General features: G+C 41.9%; 13 protein-coding genes. 7 read left to right on the top strand and 6 right to left on the bottom strand.

Annotation, left to right across the window (positions count from 1 at the left end; translation table 11 throughout):
• Positions 1–88 precede the first annotated feature (88 nt).
• The 3 genes from PCIT_RS12290 to PCIT_RS12280 all read left to right on the top strand — a co-directional run bounded on the left by PCIT_RS12290 (position 89) and on the right by PCIT_RS12280 (position 3682).
• Entirely contained in the window at positions 89–1645 is a 1557-nt protein-coding gene (locus tag PCIT_RS12290; RefSeq protein WP_010363881.1) for a SulP family inorganic anion transporter, read from the top strand.
• 142 nt (positions 1646–1787) lie between these two features.
• On the top strand, positions 1788–2858 hold the full coding sequence (locus tag PCIT_RS12285; RefSeq protein ID WP_010363880.1) for a sensor histidine kinase: 1071 nt from the start codon (positions 1788–1790) through the stop codon (positions 2856–2858).
• Positions 2858–3682 (top strand): LytR/AlgR family response regulator transcription factor, encoded by an 825-nt coding sequence (locus tag PCIT_RS12280; protein WP_010363879.1) that lies wholly within the window; start codon positions 2858–2860, stop codon positions 3680–3682. The genes PCIT_RS12285 and PCIT_RS12280 overlap by 1 nt, the downstream gene beginning before the upstream one ends.
• Positions 3683–3720: 38 nt before the next feature.
• Here the strand turns inward: PCIT_RS12280 and pyk are convergent, their stop codons facing one another.
• Positions 3721–5154, bottom strand: a complete 1434-nt coding sequence (gene pyk / locus PCIT_RS12275; RefSeq protein ID WP_010363878.1) for a pyruvate kinase — start codon at positions 5152–5154, stop codon at positions 3721–3723.
• 498 nt (positions 5155–5652) lie between these two features.
• Here pyk and gndA point away from each other — a divergent pair, with 498 nt between their 5' ends.
• Complete coding sequence (gndA, locus tag PCIT_RS12270) at positions 5653–7026, top strand: NADP-dependent phosphogluconate dehydrogenase (RefSeq protein ID WP_010363877.1); 1374 nt, start codon at positions 5653–5655, stop codon at positions 7024–7026.
• A gap of 177 nt (positions 7027–7203) precedes the next feature.
• Here gndA and PCIT_RS12265 read toward each other — a convergent pair whose 3' ends face one another.
• The 5 genes from PCIT_RS12265 to PCIT_RS12245 all read right to left on the bottom strand — a co-directional run bounded on the left by PCIT_RS12265 (position 7204) and on the right by PCIT_RS12245 (position 11826).
• On the bottom strand, positions 7204–7887 hold the full coding sequence (locus PCIT_RS12265; protein WP_010363875.1) for a hypothetical protein: 684 nt from the start codon (positions 7885–7887) through the stop codon (positions 7204–7206).
• A 372-nt stretch (positions 7888–8259) separates the two neighbouring features.
• Entirely contained in the window at positions 8260–9045 is a 786-nt protein-coding gene (gene map, locus PCIT_RS12260; RefSeq protein WP_010363874.1) for a type I methionyl aminopeptidase, read from the bottom strand.
• A complete protein-coding gene (locus tag PCIT_RS12255) occupies positions 9038–9241 on the bottom strand; it encodes a ParD-like family protein (RefSeq protein WP_010363873.1) in 204 nt (67 codons plus the stop codon). Before PCIT_RS12255 ends, map begins: the two co-directional genes overlap by 8 nt.
• Positions 9242–9355: 114 nt before the next feature.
• Complete coding sequence (locus PCIT_RS12250) at positions 9356–10576, bottom strand: M24 family metallopeptidase (protein ID WP_010363872.1); 1221 nt, start codon at positions 10574–10576, stop codon at positions 9356–9358.
• Positions 10577–10584: 8 nt separating this feature from the next.
• Positions 10585–11826: an NAD(P)/FAD-dependent oxidoreductase gene (locus PCIT_RS12245; protein WP_010363871.1), complete on the bottom strand. Its 1242-nt coding sequence runs from the start codon at positions 11824–11826 to the stop codon at positions 10585–10587.
• A gap of 254 nt (positions 11827–12080) precedes the next feature.
• Here PCIT_RS12245 and PCIT_RS12240 point away from each other — a divergent pair, with 254 nt between their 5' ends.
• Genes PCIT_RS12240 through PCIT_RS12230 form a run of 3 tightly spaced genes read left to right on the top strand, consistent with a single transcriptional unit; the run spans position 12081 to position 15529 of the window.
• The gene (locus tag PCIT_RS12240) at positions 12081–12995 is read left to right on the top strand and encodes a dihydrodipicolinate synthase family protein (protein ID WP_010363870.1); all 915 of its coding nucleotides are present in this window, start codon (positions 12081–12083) and stop codon (positions 12993–12995) included.
• A gap of 4 nt (positions 12996–12999) precedes the next feature.
• Positions 13000–14001, top strand: a complete 1002-nt coding sequence (locus PCIT_RS12235; protein WP_010363869.1) for a 4-hydroxyproline epimerase — start codon at positions 13000–13002, stop codon at positions 13999–14001.
• 25 nt (positions 14002–14026) lie between these two features.
• Complete coding sequence (locus PCIT_RS12230) at positions 14027–15529, top strand: aldehyde dehydrogenase (NADP(+)) (RefSeq protein WP_021032204.1); 1503 nt, start codon at positions 14027–14029, stop codon at positions 15527–15529.
• Positions 15530–15779 lie beyond the last annotated feature (250 nt).

Genomic DNA, 15779 nt, shown 5'->3' with positions numbered 1-15779 from the left:
CTATAGTTAATGTTCATCATTTGTTAAAAGCGCTGGATTTTGATAGAATCCAGCGCTTTTCTGTTCGTTGTAAATCAAGAGGATATGAATGTTTAATTTAATCGGCAAGGCGCCAAGCTCTGCTAAAAATGACATACTGTCTGGATTGACCGTTGCATTAGCACTGGTCCCAGAAGCGGTCGCTTTCGCATTTGTAGCACAAGTAGACCCACTAGTGGGTTTATATGCTGCGTTTATTGTCGGTTTAATTACCTCAATATTTGGTGGTCGCCCAGGTATGATTTCTGGAGCAACAGGCGCATTGGCCGTTGTTATGGTGAGCTTAGTTGTTGAGCATGGGGTTGAATATTTATTCGCAACGGTGTTGCTGATGGGGGTATTGCAAGTACTCGCTGGAGTATTTAAGTTGGGGAAATTCATTCGAATGGTCCCTCACCCCGTTATGCTTGGTTTTGTAAATGGCCTCGCGATTGTCATTTTCTTAGCACAGCTAGGCCAATTTAAGGTGATGGATGCTGATGGTCAGCTTCAATGGATGGAAAGTTCACCATTGCTAATAATGGGGGGGCTTGTTGCCTTAACCATGGCAATTATTCAATTTTTGCCCAAGATCACCACCGCCATTCCGTCGTCATTAGCGGCAATATTGGTTGTAACTGGCTTAGTAATTGGACTAGACCTTGAAGCACGAACGGTTCTCGACTATCTAAAAGATATGTCAGGTGATGTGAATGCAACTATTGCGGGTGGTTTCCCTGAGTTTCATATCCCAATGGTGCCGTTTAATTTTGAAACGTTCAGAATTATATTCCCTTATGCACTTATTTTAGCCGCAATTGGTTTGATTGAGTCATTACTTACATTAACTTTGATTGACGAAATTACAGACACGCGTGGTAATAGTAACCGCGAATGTATTGGTCAAGGTGCTGCAAATATGACATGCGGTGTATTTGGCGCAATGGGTGGTTGTGCGATGATAGGTCAGTCTATGATCAACATTAATTCTGGTGGTCGCAGTCGCTTGTCAGGCATAACAGCAGCACTTTTATTGCTTGGCTTCATTTTATTTGCGGCAAGCCTAATCGAGATGATCCCATTAGCAGCTTTGGTTGGCGTTATGTTTATGGTTGTGTTGGGCACATTTGAGTGGTCAAGCTTCCGCCTTATGAAGCGCATTCCCAAAACTGATGCGTTTGTCATCGTGTTGGTGTCAGGGGTTACAGTCGTAACTGATCTCGCAATTGCAGTGTGTGTGGGTGTTATTGTGTCAGCATTGGTGTTTGCATGGGAGCATGCTAAACACATTTACACGAATAATTATATCGATGAACAAGGCTCTAAAGTATATGAATTGCATGGGCCATTGTTTTTTGGTTCGGTTAAAAACTTCAGTGAATTATTCGATGTTGCTAATGACCCTGCAGATGTCATTGTTGAGTTTAAACATAGTCGCGTATCGGACCACAGCGCGATTGAAGCCATTGACAATTTAGCAGAGAAATACACTAAAGCAGGTAAGAAATTGCATTTGAGGCACTTAAGCCAAGACTGTAAAGATTTACTTGATAAAGCGAATGATTTAGTGGAAGTCAATGTTATCGAAGATCCAAAGTATAAAGTGGCATCAGATAAACTGGCTTAACGAATAAAATAGTCGTAAAAAAGGCACCTACGGTGCCTTTTTTATTTGCGTCGAGTCGTAACAATTCTGAGACCATCGGCAGTGATCATGATGTAGTCACTGATATATAATGAAATTAATATAATAGGAGTTAATTACACCGTTGAACTGGCAAGCACTCGTCGATAATCGACAACGATTCTTTTGGGTTTTACAAATAGCTGGTTGGCTAGGATACGCCTTGGTTAACTATATTGGCTCGAAAGTGTTTGAAATGAGAGACATCTATGTTTTTGTGATCGTGCTTAATGCCTATGCTGGCTGTTTATTAACTGTTCCACTTAGGTATCTATATCGGCGTATTTGGAATGCTTCTCCTGTTGTACTTATTCTAGTGGTATTTGGCGCATCGTACTTTACAGGTACATTGTGGGCTGTGATTCAAAAGTTCAATTTGTGGGAAATATACCGACATGGTTATCGTCCAACTGAATGGTTTTATTATTTTCAGCAAGGACTCGATTCTGTTTATATTGTTTTATGCTGGAGTGGTTTATATTTTGGCATTAAATATTATCAATTACTGCAGAGTGAACGTCAAAAAGCGCTGAAAGCTAATACGATGGCCCACGAAGCGCAACTGAAAATGTTACGCTATCAACTAAACCCTCACTTTTTGTTTAATACGCTTAATGCAATTTCAACCTTAGTACTCGTTGAAGAGAATAAAGACGCGAATCAAATGGTGTCAAGGTTATCAGATTTTTTGCGCTATACATTGAACACAGATCCCATAAAAAAGGTGCCATTAGAGCAAGAATTACATGCATTGATGTTGTATCTTGAGATTGAGAAAGTACGCTTTGATGAAAGACTGGCTATTGACGTTGAGATAAGTGAAGAGGCTAAGCAAGCCTTAGTACCAAGCTTAATATTACAACCCTTGATTGAAAATTCTATCAAATATGCAATTGCACACCTTGTTGAGGGTGGCAAGTTAGAGATTAAAGCTCAAGTTTTTGCCAATGAACTATTGTTAGAGGTAGGTGACAATGGACCTGGCGCAGAATTAAAAAATGGACATTTACAAAACGCGCAAGGTGTTGGTATTGCCAATACCATAGATAGACTAAAAACGTTATACGAAAATAACTATTCGTTTGTACTGTCCCATAATGATCCCAATGGTTTAAAAGTAAACATTCGGGTTCCTTTTGAGAAGGCTAAGAAGTAATGAGCAAGATTAGAACATTGATTGTTGATGATGAACCATTGGCACGTAAAGGCCTGGCGGTGCGTTTGAAATCATTTCCAGAGTTAGAAGTAGTTGAATTATGTAATGGTGGTGAGCAAGCAATAGCCCAGTGCCAAACAAATGATATAGATTTAGTTTTTCTTGATATCCAAATGCCAGGGATGAATGGTTTTGAGGTTGCTCGTGCTTTGAGTGAAAGTGTTAAGCCACTGCCTGCAATTGTATTTGTGACTGCGTTCGATCAATATGCTGTGCAAGCATTTGAGATCCATGCATTGGATTACATTTTAAAACCCGTTGATGACAACAGATTAAAACAGGCGGTTGAGAAAGTGCAAAGTTATTTAAAAACACAGCAAGACAATGTACATAAGAAAAAGCTCGCAAGCTTTGTTGCTGGGATCACTGGTAATAACTGTGAAGAGATCCTTAAAAAGTTAGCAACTGGCGATACATTGGTGGACAAAAAATATCCAGAATCAATTGCAGTGAAAGAGCAGGGCGAGATCGTCCGTGTTTCCACTGCAACGATCCAATGGGTAGATGCGGCAGGTGATTATATGTGTTTACACTGTAGTGACGGGCAAACACACATATTACGTAAAACAATGAAAGAGCTGGAGCAAGAGCTAGATCCTGCATTATTTGTGCGAGTACATAGATCAGCGATAGTGAACACTAAACAGATCAGTAAGTTAGTGACACAAAGTAGCGGTGAGTATTTGTTAATGCTGGAGAATGGCCAAGAATTGAAAGTGAGCCGCAGTTACAGAGATAAAGTAAAGGCCGCGTTAGCGAGCTAAAAGGCAGCTCCAACTTGAAGCTGCCTGATTGGTGTTATTTATACAGTTACAATTTTCATTGTATTTGTTGCACCAACAGTCTCCATTGCATCGCCGTGCGTTAAGATAACAGTGTCGCCTTTTTCTAGTGATCCGGCTTCAACGAGTGTCGCTAATGCATCACGGACCATAGTTTGATCTGAGCACGTAGTTGAATCAAAATATACAGGGTAAACACCACGATATAATGCCGTTTGACCTAATGTGCTGGCATGGCGTGACAATGAGTAGATTGGTAGGCCAGAGCTGATACGTGACATAAGTTTTGCTGTTTTACCAGACTCAGTCAGTGCCACAATTGCTTTTACGCTATCTAAATGATTTGCAGCATACATAGCTGATAGAGCCAGAGTTTCAGAGGTATCTGAAAACATACTGTCTAAGCGGTGCTTTGATACATGAATTTCAGGTTGCGATTCAGCACCTAAACAAACACGTGCCATAGTGGCAACCGTTTCTTCAGGGTAGTCGCCCGCAGCTGTTTCAGCTGATAGCATGACTGCATCAGTACCATCAAGAACCGCGTTTGCTACGTCCATTACTTCAGCACGTGTTGGCATTGGGTTGTCGATCATCGACTCCATCATTTGTGTCGCAGTAACAACGGTACGGTTTAATGAACGGGCACGGCTAATAATAAGTTTTTGTTTACCAACCAATGCGGCATCGCCAATTTCAACACCTAAATCACCACGTGCAACCATGACTGCATCAGAAGCAAGTACAATATCGTCTACATCTGCTTGTGTTTCTACAGCTTCAGCACGTTCGATTTTTGCAAGTAGTTGTGCATTTGACCCTGCTTTTTCAGCCAAAGAGCGAACATAACGCATGTCGTCACCACTGCGAGGGAATGAGACCGCAATATAGTCGACATCTATTTCTGCTGCAGTAATTAAATCTTCTTTGTCTTTATCGGTGAATGCAGGTGCAGTTAAGCCACCACCAAGACGGTTGATCCCTTTGTTATTAGACAATACCCCCCCGACAGTAACGGTCGTATGTACTGAATTGCCACTAATTGAATCAACGGTAAGTTGGATTAGACCATCGTTTAGTAGTAATAGATCGCCAGATTTAACATCTTGTGGTAGTTCTTTATAATCAATACCAACTGCATTGACGTTACCTTGACCTAATTCCATATCAGCATCAAGGGTAAATTTTGCACCAACCTCAAGGTTTACCTTGCCGTCTTTAAACGTCGAAACTCTAATCTTAGGGCCTTGTAAATCAGCGAGAATAGCAACATGTTTGCCAAGGTCTTTTGCTATCTTACGAACCGCTTCAGCTCTATCTTTATGATCTTGCGCTACGCCATGGGAGAAGTTAAGTCTTACAACATTTGCACCCGCTCGGATAATTTTTTCTAAATTGTTATCACGGTCTGTTGCCGGTCCAAGGGTTGCTACAATTTTTGTGCGTCTAAGCATCAGGATCTCCTGTCGACCTACTATTTATAGGGTTGTTTAAATTCATACCTATTGATGATACTTGTTTTGCCTTGCTACAAAACAAAACTAAGTATGCACCATATGAGAAAGATCATGTGTATAAAGATTTGGTCTTTAACTCTTTTTTACACTTGGATTAAATTATATGATCTGTATTACATCATTATGACACCGGTGTCAGTATTGGTCAATCTCTGATATTGACACTATGCTAGTTAACATCTGGTCGTTTTTAATACTTTACGTGTAGTGTTGGCAGGTATCCGTTTGTTTTTTTAACATCATAGTTAATTGCATTTGGTTAAATAAACACCAGCCGTAGGTGTGTAATGAAAAAAAAACAGATTAGCAAGGACATTTAGCCTGACTTTGCTAGTTATACGTTGTCATACGCTGGCTTCTTAGAGCGGCTAGGGTATAATGCGGCGCGAAGTAATAGATCACTCACAATTTTGTAGTTACCGAGGAGGAAACTAAATGCAAGTTGCATTAGTTGGTTTAGGCGTGATGGGGAAAAACCTTGCATTAAACCTAATTGAGAAGGGGTTAACGTTAGTTGCCTATGATAGAAACCCTGACGCAGGTGCTGAGTTACTTAGCTGCGCTCAATCTTTGGGCATGGCGGAGCGCTTACACATAGTTTCAGATCTCGGTGATATGGTCAGACGTTTAGAAACACCTCGTTCAATTTTGCTACTGGTTCCTGCTGGTGAGTTGGTTGATCGTGTATGTGGTGATTTGGTCGAAGCCGGCGTGGCGAAAGAAGATATCATTGTTGATTGTGGAAACAGCAACTATAAAGATGGTATTACTCGTAAATTAAAATATCAGAACAAATTTGAATTCGCTACGATGGGGATTTCCGGTGGCGCTGAAGGTGCGCGTCATGGTCCAGCTATGATGGCAAGTGGATCAGAAGGTGGTTGGGAGCGTGTCGAGCCATGGTTTGAAAAAGTTGCAGCCAGCTATAATGGCGATTCATGTTTTGCGCGTGTAGGTCAGTCAGCCAGTGGCCACTTTGTAAAAATGGTTCACAATGGCATTGAGTATGCCTTGATGCAGCTCATTGCTGAGATGTATCAGTTATTGCGCCATGGTACAGGTCGCTCACCTCAAGAAGTAGCAGAAGTATTTGAGTCTTGGTCAGAAGGCACACTGAATAGCTACTTGCTATCAATCTCTAGCCACATTTTACGTCTAGAGACGGCAAAAAATGAATCACTCGTCGATTTAATCGATAATAAAGTGGGTGCAAAAGGTACAGGCCTTTGGACTGCACAAAATGCATTAGAGCTTGGCATTGCGGTGCCATCGCTTGTCGCAGCTGTACAAGCACGTCATTTGACCAATACGATTGATACGCACGCGGCAAAAGAAATGACCTATGCTGACAAAGAGACTATTAATATCGATGTTGATCTTGATGAATTAAAGCAAGCATTCTATTTGGCGAGTTTACTATGCTATAGGCAAGGCTTGGCATTAATTAAAGGTGCATCACGTGCCCATCAATGGAAAGTAGACTTAGCTAAAACGTTACAAACATGGCGTGCTGGATGTATTATCCGTGCCGATTACCTTGATGATGTAGCGCAAGGCGTTGAATTTATCGATGGCTTACAAACCGAGATGTCTGCATTGCGCAAAGTGACAGGGCTTGCGGTTTCAAGTGGCTTAGCTTTCCCTGTGTTGTCATCAACGCAAACGTATATCGCAACGTTAAGCACGCCAAGTAATGGTCATTTAGTACAAGCACAACGTGATTACTTTGGTGAGCATGGCATTAAAACGCACTCAGGTGAAACATGCCATTTAACTGATTTAGTCGATATTGATGCTAAAGTAAGATAAATCACTATATTGTTTAATTAAAAGCCGGCCAAATGCCGGCTTTTTTGTGTCTGAGTTTTAGTTTTTAAATTGGCATAGACTGAGTTGATAAAGTAGTTAACTACCAATCCACTTATCAGTTTCATCATTGTTTTATATTTTGGCATACCTAGCCCAGTCATTTTATTTTCTGTTTATTCAAGCTGCTCTTATATTGTTGTGCCGCCTGCAATTTAGTCGTTCTAAATGAGCCGCTTTTACCGCGCTACTGAGCTCTTCATATAGTGCATTTACAATGGGTTTATTAATATATTGCCCTGTGATTGGAAATCCCCATTCGAATAGCCACACGAGTATTTGATTTAATACGGTATCAGCTTCTTTATGAGGGTTTATCATGCCATAAATGAGCTTGTTTGATATTTCAGATTTTTGTATTTGTGATAATTCTGTTGAGGCATCGGTCCAGCCTTTGATGCGCATAAGTATGTCACTTTTCGTGGTGTTCATACTTTGGCTCATTTGCTTGGTTTGTCGTAAATCTTCATTCTTGCAGCGACCAAGTATATCAAGTTCTCTATCAGGCAGATCAATTGAAGCTCTGTTAGAGTAGTTGATAAAATCGAGATTATAAGACTCATTCACAGCAACATGGGTTAATTCGTGCACTAAATTGCCGATATTACCAAATTGGTAACGGACTTCATATTGCCGAACATTGTCGGGTTTGTATCGGCAAACTGCAGAGCCACTGGTTTGCACATTGATCCAGTCAATAACCAGTGGCGTTATTGCCAACACTTCACTGATAATGAGCTTAAGTGGCCCAGTTACAACGCTATTCAAACGGCGAAGTTTTGCGATATCTTGTTCTACGTTCATCACTTTCCTGTATCAAACAGCGCATGTGCTGATGAAATATAATTATCGTCTCAAGTATAATATTGTTTATCATGCTTAAGCTGAACATATCGAGGACAAATATCCGCCTTGGGTTTGTGCAATTTTTTAAGGTTTACTCACGATGAAGCAGAGGTTATGAATTCCTGCTAATAATACGGTTGATGGTTGCTACGTACAAAGCTCAAAAAGTACCGCTGTAATTATTTCGTTGGGAATACGAAATACTGTTTGCATACCCTATTATTTTACGCACGGCATTATGTGGACGTAAGTTAGAATTAAAAAGGTAATAAATTCAATAGCACACGACTTCTATACATCGAACATTTTGGAGTGTTCTATCTGTCGCGATCATGGGTTGAAAGTATCTGCTTCTTCTGGGCGCAATGTGAGCACTTCAAACCCTGTTTCAGTGACTAAAATAGTATGTTCAGCTTGAGCTGATAGTTTTTTGTCTTTGGTTACAACGGTCCAGCCATCTTTTTTGGTCTTTATTTTCGCACTGCCTTGATTGATCATTGGCTCAATGGTGAAGGTCATACCTTGTTTAAGCTGCATGCCTGTATTGGGTTTTCCATAGTGAAGTACATTGGGTGCTTCATGCATGTCAGTACCAATGCCATGGCCGCAGTATTCACGTACAACACTGTAGCCCCTTTTATGCGCAAAACTCTGAATAGCATGACCAATATCACCTAATCGAGCGCCTGGTTTTACCAATTTAATGGCTTGATACATTGCCTCGGTCGTGGCTTTGACAAGCTTTTTTGCTTCTAAACTTGCATCAGGCATTACATACATTTTGCTAGAATCGGTAATGTATCCATTTTTTTCAAGCGTAATATCAAGGTTAATAATATCACTGGATTTTATGATTTGACTTTTACTCGGTACACCATGGCATACCACGTCATTAATAGAACAATTTAATACATATTGATACCCATATTGGCCTTTGGAGGCGGGTCGGGCATGTAACTTATCAACAATAAAGCGCTCAACTGTGTCGTTTATCTCCATGGTAGAGCGGCCTGGTTGAACATAGCTATCGAGCATAATAAAAACTTGTGTAAGTAACTTTCCAGAGGCACGCATTAATGCAATTTGTTGCGCGTTTTTAATTGAAACGTCAGTCATTTACATCGGTCTCACTGTGTGCTTGTTTTTGTAATTCTGCATGGATCAATTCAGCGAAATTTTTGTTTGGGTTATGCTCTGCCAACTTGCCAATTTTTATCCAAAACTCGGCTTGGGCATTAATAGAGCGTGACATGACGTGTGATGTATTTCTTAATTCTTCGTGAAGTTCATCTGATATTTTAACAATACCCATGTGTATATATTCCGTTATGGTTTATATGCATATCGTATATTTTTGTTATGGAAAAAGAAAGCGCTAATTTTGTCAGCGCTTTGAGCGTGTAAATATGTGAATTAGATGTACGGGCTAAGTATTGAGCCCAAATGGATCATCAATAGAGTAGCTGGGTTGTGTAAACCAACGCGGGCCAGCTTCTGTCATGTAAAAGTGGTCTTCTAAACGAACACCAAACTCATCAGGAATAACCAGCATCGGTTCGTTACTAAAGCACATACCTACTTGTAGCGGCTGAGGATTATTACGCACTAAATAGGGCCATTCATGAATATCAAGGCCAATACCATGGCCTGTTCTGTGAGGGCAGCCAGGTACATTGTAGTCAGGGCCAAGACCGACAGATGTTAAGTAATTACGTGCGGCATCATCTACTGCACCACACGGTTTACCGATTTGAGCGGCGTTGAAAGCGGCTACTTGGGCATTTTTTTCATGTTGCCACATGGTGCGTTGTCGCTGTGAGGGGGTACCAAAGACATAGGTTCGCGTGATATCTGATAAATACCCTTCAACTTTGCACCCCGTATCAACTAATACTACGTCCCCTTGTTTAAGTGTTTGCGGCTCTTTAACGCCATGAGGAAACGAAGAGGCTTCGCCAAATAATACGATGCAAAAGTAGTTACCTGTGGCGCCAACTTTTTTATGAGCGGCATTGATAAAGGCTTCCACTTCAGTTGTGGTTATTCCCTCATGCAGCATACTGGCAGTTGCTTGGTGTACCGCTAAAGTCATGTCCATTGCGCGTTGAATTAAACTCAGTTCATGCGCTGACTTATGCATTCTACAATAAGCGGTGACTTGGTCGGCATTTATCCATGTATGATCTGAAGCGGCCTGACGAATACCGTCAAAAATAAAAAAGGCAGTGCTTTCATCAATACCTATTGTGGCGGCTTCTGTTACGCCCAGCTCTAGTAACATTTTTGTGAATAATGTATACGGGCTTTCATGCTCTTGCCAAGTATGGATAGGGCCTTTAATGACTTGATAATCAACTAATGTACCGACTTCAAAGGTTGGCGCAATAAATTGTACGCCCCCATCGGCGGGTAAAATTGCCCCGACCATACGCTCACTTGCATACCATTTCATACCGGTAAAGTAGCTCAGGTTAGTGCCCGCGTTAAGATAGATTGCGGCAATGTTGTGTTGTTTCATATAGGTTTGCGCATGTGTAATACGCTGCACATATTCATCATAACTAATGGCTTGCACATCAGCGGTCATGTTGCTGAGAGAATCTAAAGCTTGCTGTTGGCTTTGTATGCCGACACCGATTGTTGTCATAACATCTCCTAAAATCTATCAATGCGATAGGGGGTTAAGTCTAAACTTGGCGCTTCACTATTACATAATTGCGCTAATAATTCAGCGGTGATTGCACCTTGGGTTAAGCCAAGGTGCTGGTGGCCAAAGCCAAAGTATACATTACGATGATGTGGGCTGCGGCCGATGACAGGTAATGAGTCGGGCAGTGAAGGCCTACAACCCATCCACGTTTCACTTGGGGGAGTATCGTCGATGCAGGGTAGTAGCGCATTGGCATGTTGTAGCAGTACTTTTGTACGCTGATGGTTTTCTGGAGCATCGAGCCCCGCAAACTCTACCGTACCTGCTACGCGTAGGCCACTGGACATCGGCGTTATAATAAATTGCCGCTCAGCAGAAGCCACAGGACGAGAAAGTGAGGTCTGTTTTTTAATCATGGCATGGTAACCCCGCTCAGTATCAAGTGGGACATTAAAGCCGAGTTGCTGTGATAGCTGTTTACTCCATGCACCAGTGCAAACAATCACTTTATCAAACTCAGTACTAGCACCTTTGGAACAAGTGAGCGTTACTGCATCTTCAATGGTGTTGATCGCACCAATACCCTGTTGCTTAAATTGCCCACCTGCATCACGAAAACGTGTAAAAATATGTTGGCACAGTGCATATGGGTCGACACTATGACCCACATCCGTAAACAGTAGCGCGTTTCTTATGCGTTTATTTAAACTTGGCTCTAATGAGTATATTGCTTTACCCGAAAGCCACTTTACAGCAATGCCTTGACGTTTATACTTTTGATATAGCTTATTAATATCATGACGGGGTGTGTCTTCAAAGGTCAGCAGGCTGCCATTAAGGGTGATTAAATCTGCAAAGTCTTTACCACCCAGTAGGGATTTATAAGCCAATAATGCGCTGCTATTAAGCGCTTTAAGTGCCTGTGTATTAGCGGCAAGTTTAGCCGAGCGCATATTGGCAATAAACTTCCAAAACCAAGGTAAAGCATGGTGTAAGTAGCGCCATTCTATTTTTAATGGCCCATTTTTATTAAATAGCATGCTGGGGATCTTGGCTAGCAAACTAGCTTGCGCCAAAGGGAATACTTGTTCGGTAGCGAAGTGTCCGGCATTACCTTTGGAGCACTTTTGAGCAATGCCTTGTTGGTCAAACAAGGTCACAGAAAAACCCTGATCCTGTAATTTTTTCGCCGTACACAAGCCGACAATACCAGCCCCTATGACGGCAATGTTAAGTTGATTGGACATGCAATTTTCCTATCGATTTTTGTTAAAACATACTGCATTCAACTGATTGCATCTTGCTAAGTAACGCTTTAATTGCGCTCTACAAAAAAAACCAAAAAAATTTAATCTATATAAATATCATATGTTTAAGCTTATTTTTACTAGGATGTATTTGGTGATTACCTTTTCGATATATGATTATTCTAATTTGGATATTGATTATTGTATACAATATACCTAAGATGGTAAACATAAAAACCAACAGAGGAAAGATCATGACAACACTTTGGCAAGGGGTTTACCCAGCTGTAACGACACAATTTAATGATGATAACAGCATTAATTTTGATACTACGCTCAATATGATTGATGCGTTGATAGACGAAGGTGTTCATGGGGTGATTGTTCTTGGCACGGTCGGGGAGAATTGTTCTTTAAGTCAGCAAGAAAAGCGTGAGGTGTTAAAGGCTGCTAAAGAACGTGTTGCGGGAAGAGTACCATTACTAACAGGCGTTGCCGAAACAACTACTCAGTTTGCCATTGAGTTTTGTCAAGATGCTGAGCAATTAGGCATTGATGGCTTAATGGTACTCCCTGGTATGGTGTATCGCTCGACTGAGCGTGAGGCTATCCATCATTATCAGCAAATAGCCCGCTCTATGTCATTACCTGTGATGATTTACAATAATCCGATCACGTATGGTGTCGATGTATCTATAGAAGGTATGAAGGTACTAGCGCAAGAAAGCAATATTGTTGCCGTTAAAGAAGCGACAGAAGATACCCGCCGTATCACCGAATTGCAAAGTGCTTTTGGTGATCGCTTCATTATATTTGGTGGCGTTGATGATATTGCGCTTGAAAGTTTAATGTTGGGCGCGACGGGTTGGATTTCAGGTTTAACCAATGTGTTTCCAAAAGAGTCGGTTGCGATTTATGAGCTTGCACGACAAGGTCGTTATGAAGAAGCAAAAGAGATCTGGCGCTGGTTTTTACCACTACTGCGCTTAGATACAATTCCAACGCTTGTTCAGTGTATTAAATATGCTGAGTCGTTAGCTGGGCGCGGCTCAGAAGTAACACGCTCGCCGAGATTAGCGTTACCAGAGAGTGAAAAAGCCATGGTCCGTGCTCTTTATGATGATGCAATGACGAGCCGTATTGACCTATCAAAGTTCAATTTGGATTAACACCATGCGCAGAGGGACGTTTTCATGTATTGATGGCCACACATGTGGCAACCCTGTGCGCTTGATCACCAGTGGGCACCCTGTTTTAAAGGGTTCCACTATGAGTGAAAAGCGTCAGCACTTCATGACCGATTATGATTGGATCCGTAAAGCGTTAATGTTTGAGCCTCGTGGCCACGATATGATGTCTGGGGCATTTATTTACCCACCAACCACCCCCGACGGTGATTTGAGTGTGTTGTTTGTCGAGACTTCAGGGTGCCTACCCATGTGTGGCCATGGCTTAATTGGTACGCTGACGTTTGCATTACAAGCAGGTTTATTGCACCCCGAGCAGGAAGGGCGTATTAAAGTAGATACCCCCGCAGGTCGAGTCAATGCTCACTATGCAAAGCAAGGAGAGCGAGTTGAATGGGTTAAGCTATTTAATGTTCCCGCGTTTTTAGCATATGAAGATATACATATTGAAGTACCTGGTATTGGCGCTTTGCGCGTTGATATTGCCTATGGAGGTAATTTTTACATTATCGTAGAGCCGCAACAAAATTTCCCCGGAATAGAACGGTGGAATGCCAGTGATATTTTATTGTTTAGCCCTCAAGTACGCGATGCAGTTAATCAAAAAGTAGACTGCGTACACCCTGAAAACGCCACTGTTCATGGTGCATCTCATGTACTTTGGACGGGTAAAGCAAAGCACACTAATTCTCATGCTGCAAATGCCGTATTTTATGGTGATAAGGCAATTGATCGTTCGCCTTGTGGTACAGGTACAAGCGCCAGAATGGCGCAGTTGTTTGCTAAAGGACAATTGCAAGTCAACGATGATTTTGTTCACGAAAGCTTTATTGGTAGTCAATTCGTTGGGTGCATTGAAGGGGTAACTGAGGTAGCCGGTAACGCTGCGATTCAACCCAGTATACGCGGTTGGTCACGAGTGACAGGCACCAGCAATATTTGTGTCGATGATGATGATCCATATGCATTCGGCTTTCAAGTTTTATAAATCAACTAAATTGAGTGGAGGTAACATGCAAGTTACTGGAGCAAGTCTTATTGCAGGTTCATGGCAAATAGCTGAACAGGCAGACATATTTTATGGCTTTTCACCAAAGCTGAATTTGCCACTAGAAACGCCAGTATACGAGGCGAGTTCAGATATGCTGGAACACGCAATCAATGAGGCCGAACGTGCATTTAAGGTATATCGAAAAACCAGTTATCAGCAAAGGGCTGAGTTTCTGCATGCCATTGCGGATGAAATAGAAGCGCTTGGTAGCTTATTAATAGATACAACACATCAAGAAACAAATTTGCCAGTGGCGCGGCTGGAAGGTGAGCGAGCTCGGACAATGGGGCAATTACGGGCGTTTGCTCAAGCTTTAGAAGGTAGCCAAAAGAGCATTGCCAATTTTGGCTGTACAGATGCGGCAGTACCTGAGCGCACACCACTGCCTAAGCCGAATACCGAACTTGATTATATTCCCCTTGGTGTGGTTGGAGTGTTTGGCGCATCAAATTTTCCATATGCGTTTTCCACGCTTGGTGGCGACACCGCTGCCGCGTTAGCTGCGGGGTGCAGTGTCATAACAAAAAGCCACACAGCACACCCGATCACAAGCGAGTTAATGGCACGTGCCATTAGCCTAGCCATTGAGAAGTGTGAGATGCCAAAAGGGGTATTCTCTATGGTCCAGGCAAAGCGATATGACCTTGCTCATCAATTGGTTGCGGCGCCACAGGTCAAAGCAATCGGTTTTACTGGCTCGTTTTCGGTGGCTCAAAAATTATTAGAGACCATAGGCACGCGTCAAGAGCGGATCCCTTTCTACGGAGAGCTTGGCAGTATTAATCCGCAATTTTTATTAAAAGAGCAAATAGCACAAGCCAGTAACTCATTGGCCAGCCAGCTTTGCCAAGCATTGTTAATGGGTAACGGACAGTTTTGTACCAGCCCGGGTTTATGGCTGGTGCCAGCGGCAAGTTCGGCATTTATCGAGCAAGCTATAGACCATATCAAAGCGAGCCAGTCAGATACCTTGCTGTCGCCAAATATCGTATCGAGCTTTAAGCAGAGCATTGCTGAGCTTAAACAATCAAATGAGGTCACGTTGTTGGCTGAAGGTGTACTCAATGAGTCGCATCATGCGAATGCACATTTGTTTACCACAGATATAGACACATTCTTGGATAACAAAGCGCTGCATGAGGAGGTATTTGGTCCAATGGCCATGATTGTCACCTATGATAAACCCGCTCAATTACTGGCATTAGTCGAGTCTCTTGATGGACAACTCACCGCATCGGTGCATGGCACTCCTGCCGATCTGCGCAAAGCTGACGCGTTAATTGAAGCACTTGAGTATAAAGTAGGGCGCATTATTGAAAACCAAATGTCAACGGGAGTCGAAGTGTGCTCCTCTATGAATCATGGTGGACCTTATCCTTCATCAACTGATGTGAGGAGTACCTCTGTTGGTTTAAATGCAATGCTGCGTTTTTTACGACCAATTTGCCGACAGAAAGCAAATTAATGTAACAAACGTAATTATTTCTTTAGTTTTTACACAAAAAAATGCCCAGTGCACTCGCTTGCTCTGGGCTTAGGGGATAGCTCCAATGGAGCCAAAGCGTTACTTAAAAACACCTTTCAACTGTAAGGGAGAAGTAGAAAGTAACTTAAGTGTAGTTAACTTTTCATAAAACTTACAAACAACAGCAATATATTTAAAGTTTATTTATTACAATTACTTATATTATATATAAATAAATATTCTAAAAAAA

Source organism: Pseudoalteromonas citrea (assembly GCF_000238375.3).
Lineage (GTDB): Bacteria > Pseudomonadota > Gammaproteobacteria > Enterobacterales > Alteromonadaceae > Pseudoalteromonas > Pseudoalteromonas citrea.
Note: the sequence above shows the minus strand (reverse complement) of the source record. Positions and strands in the feature narration are given on the sequence as shown.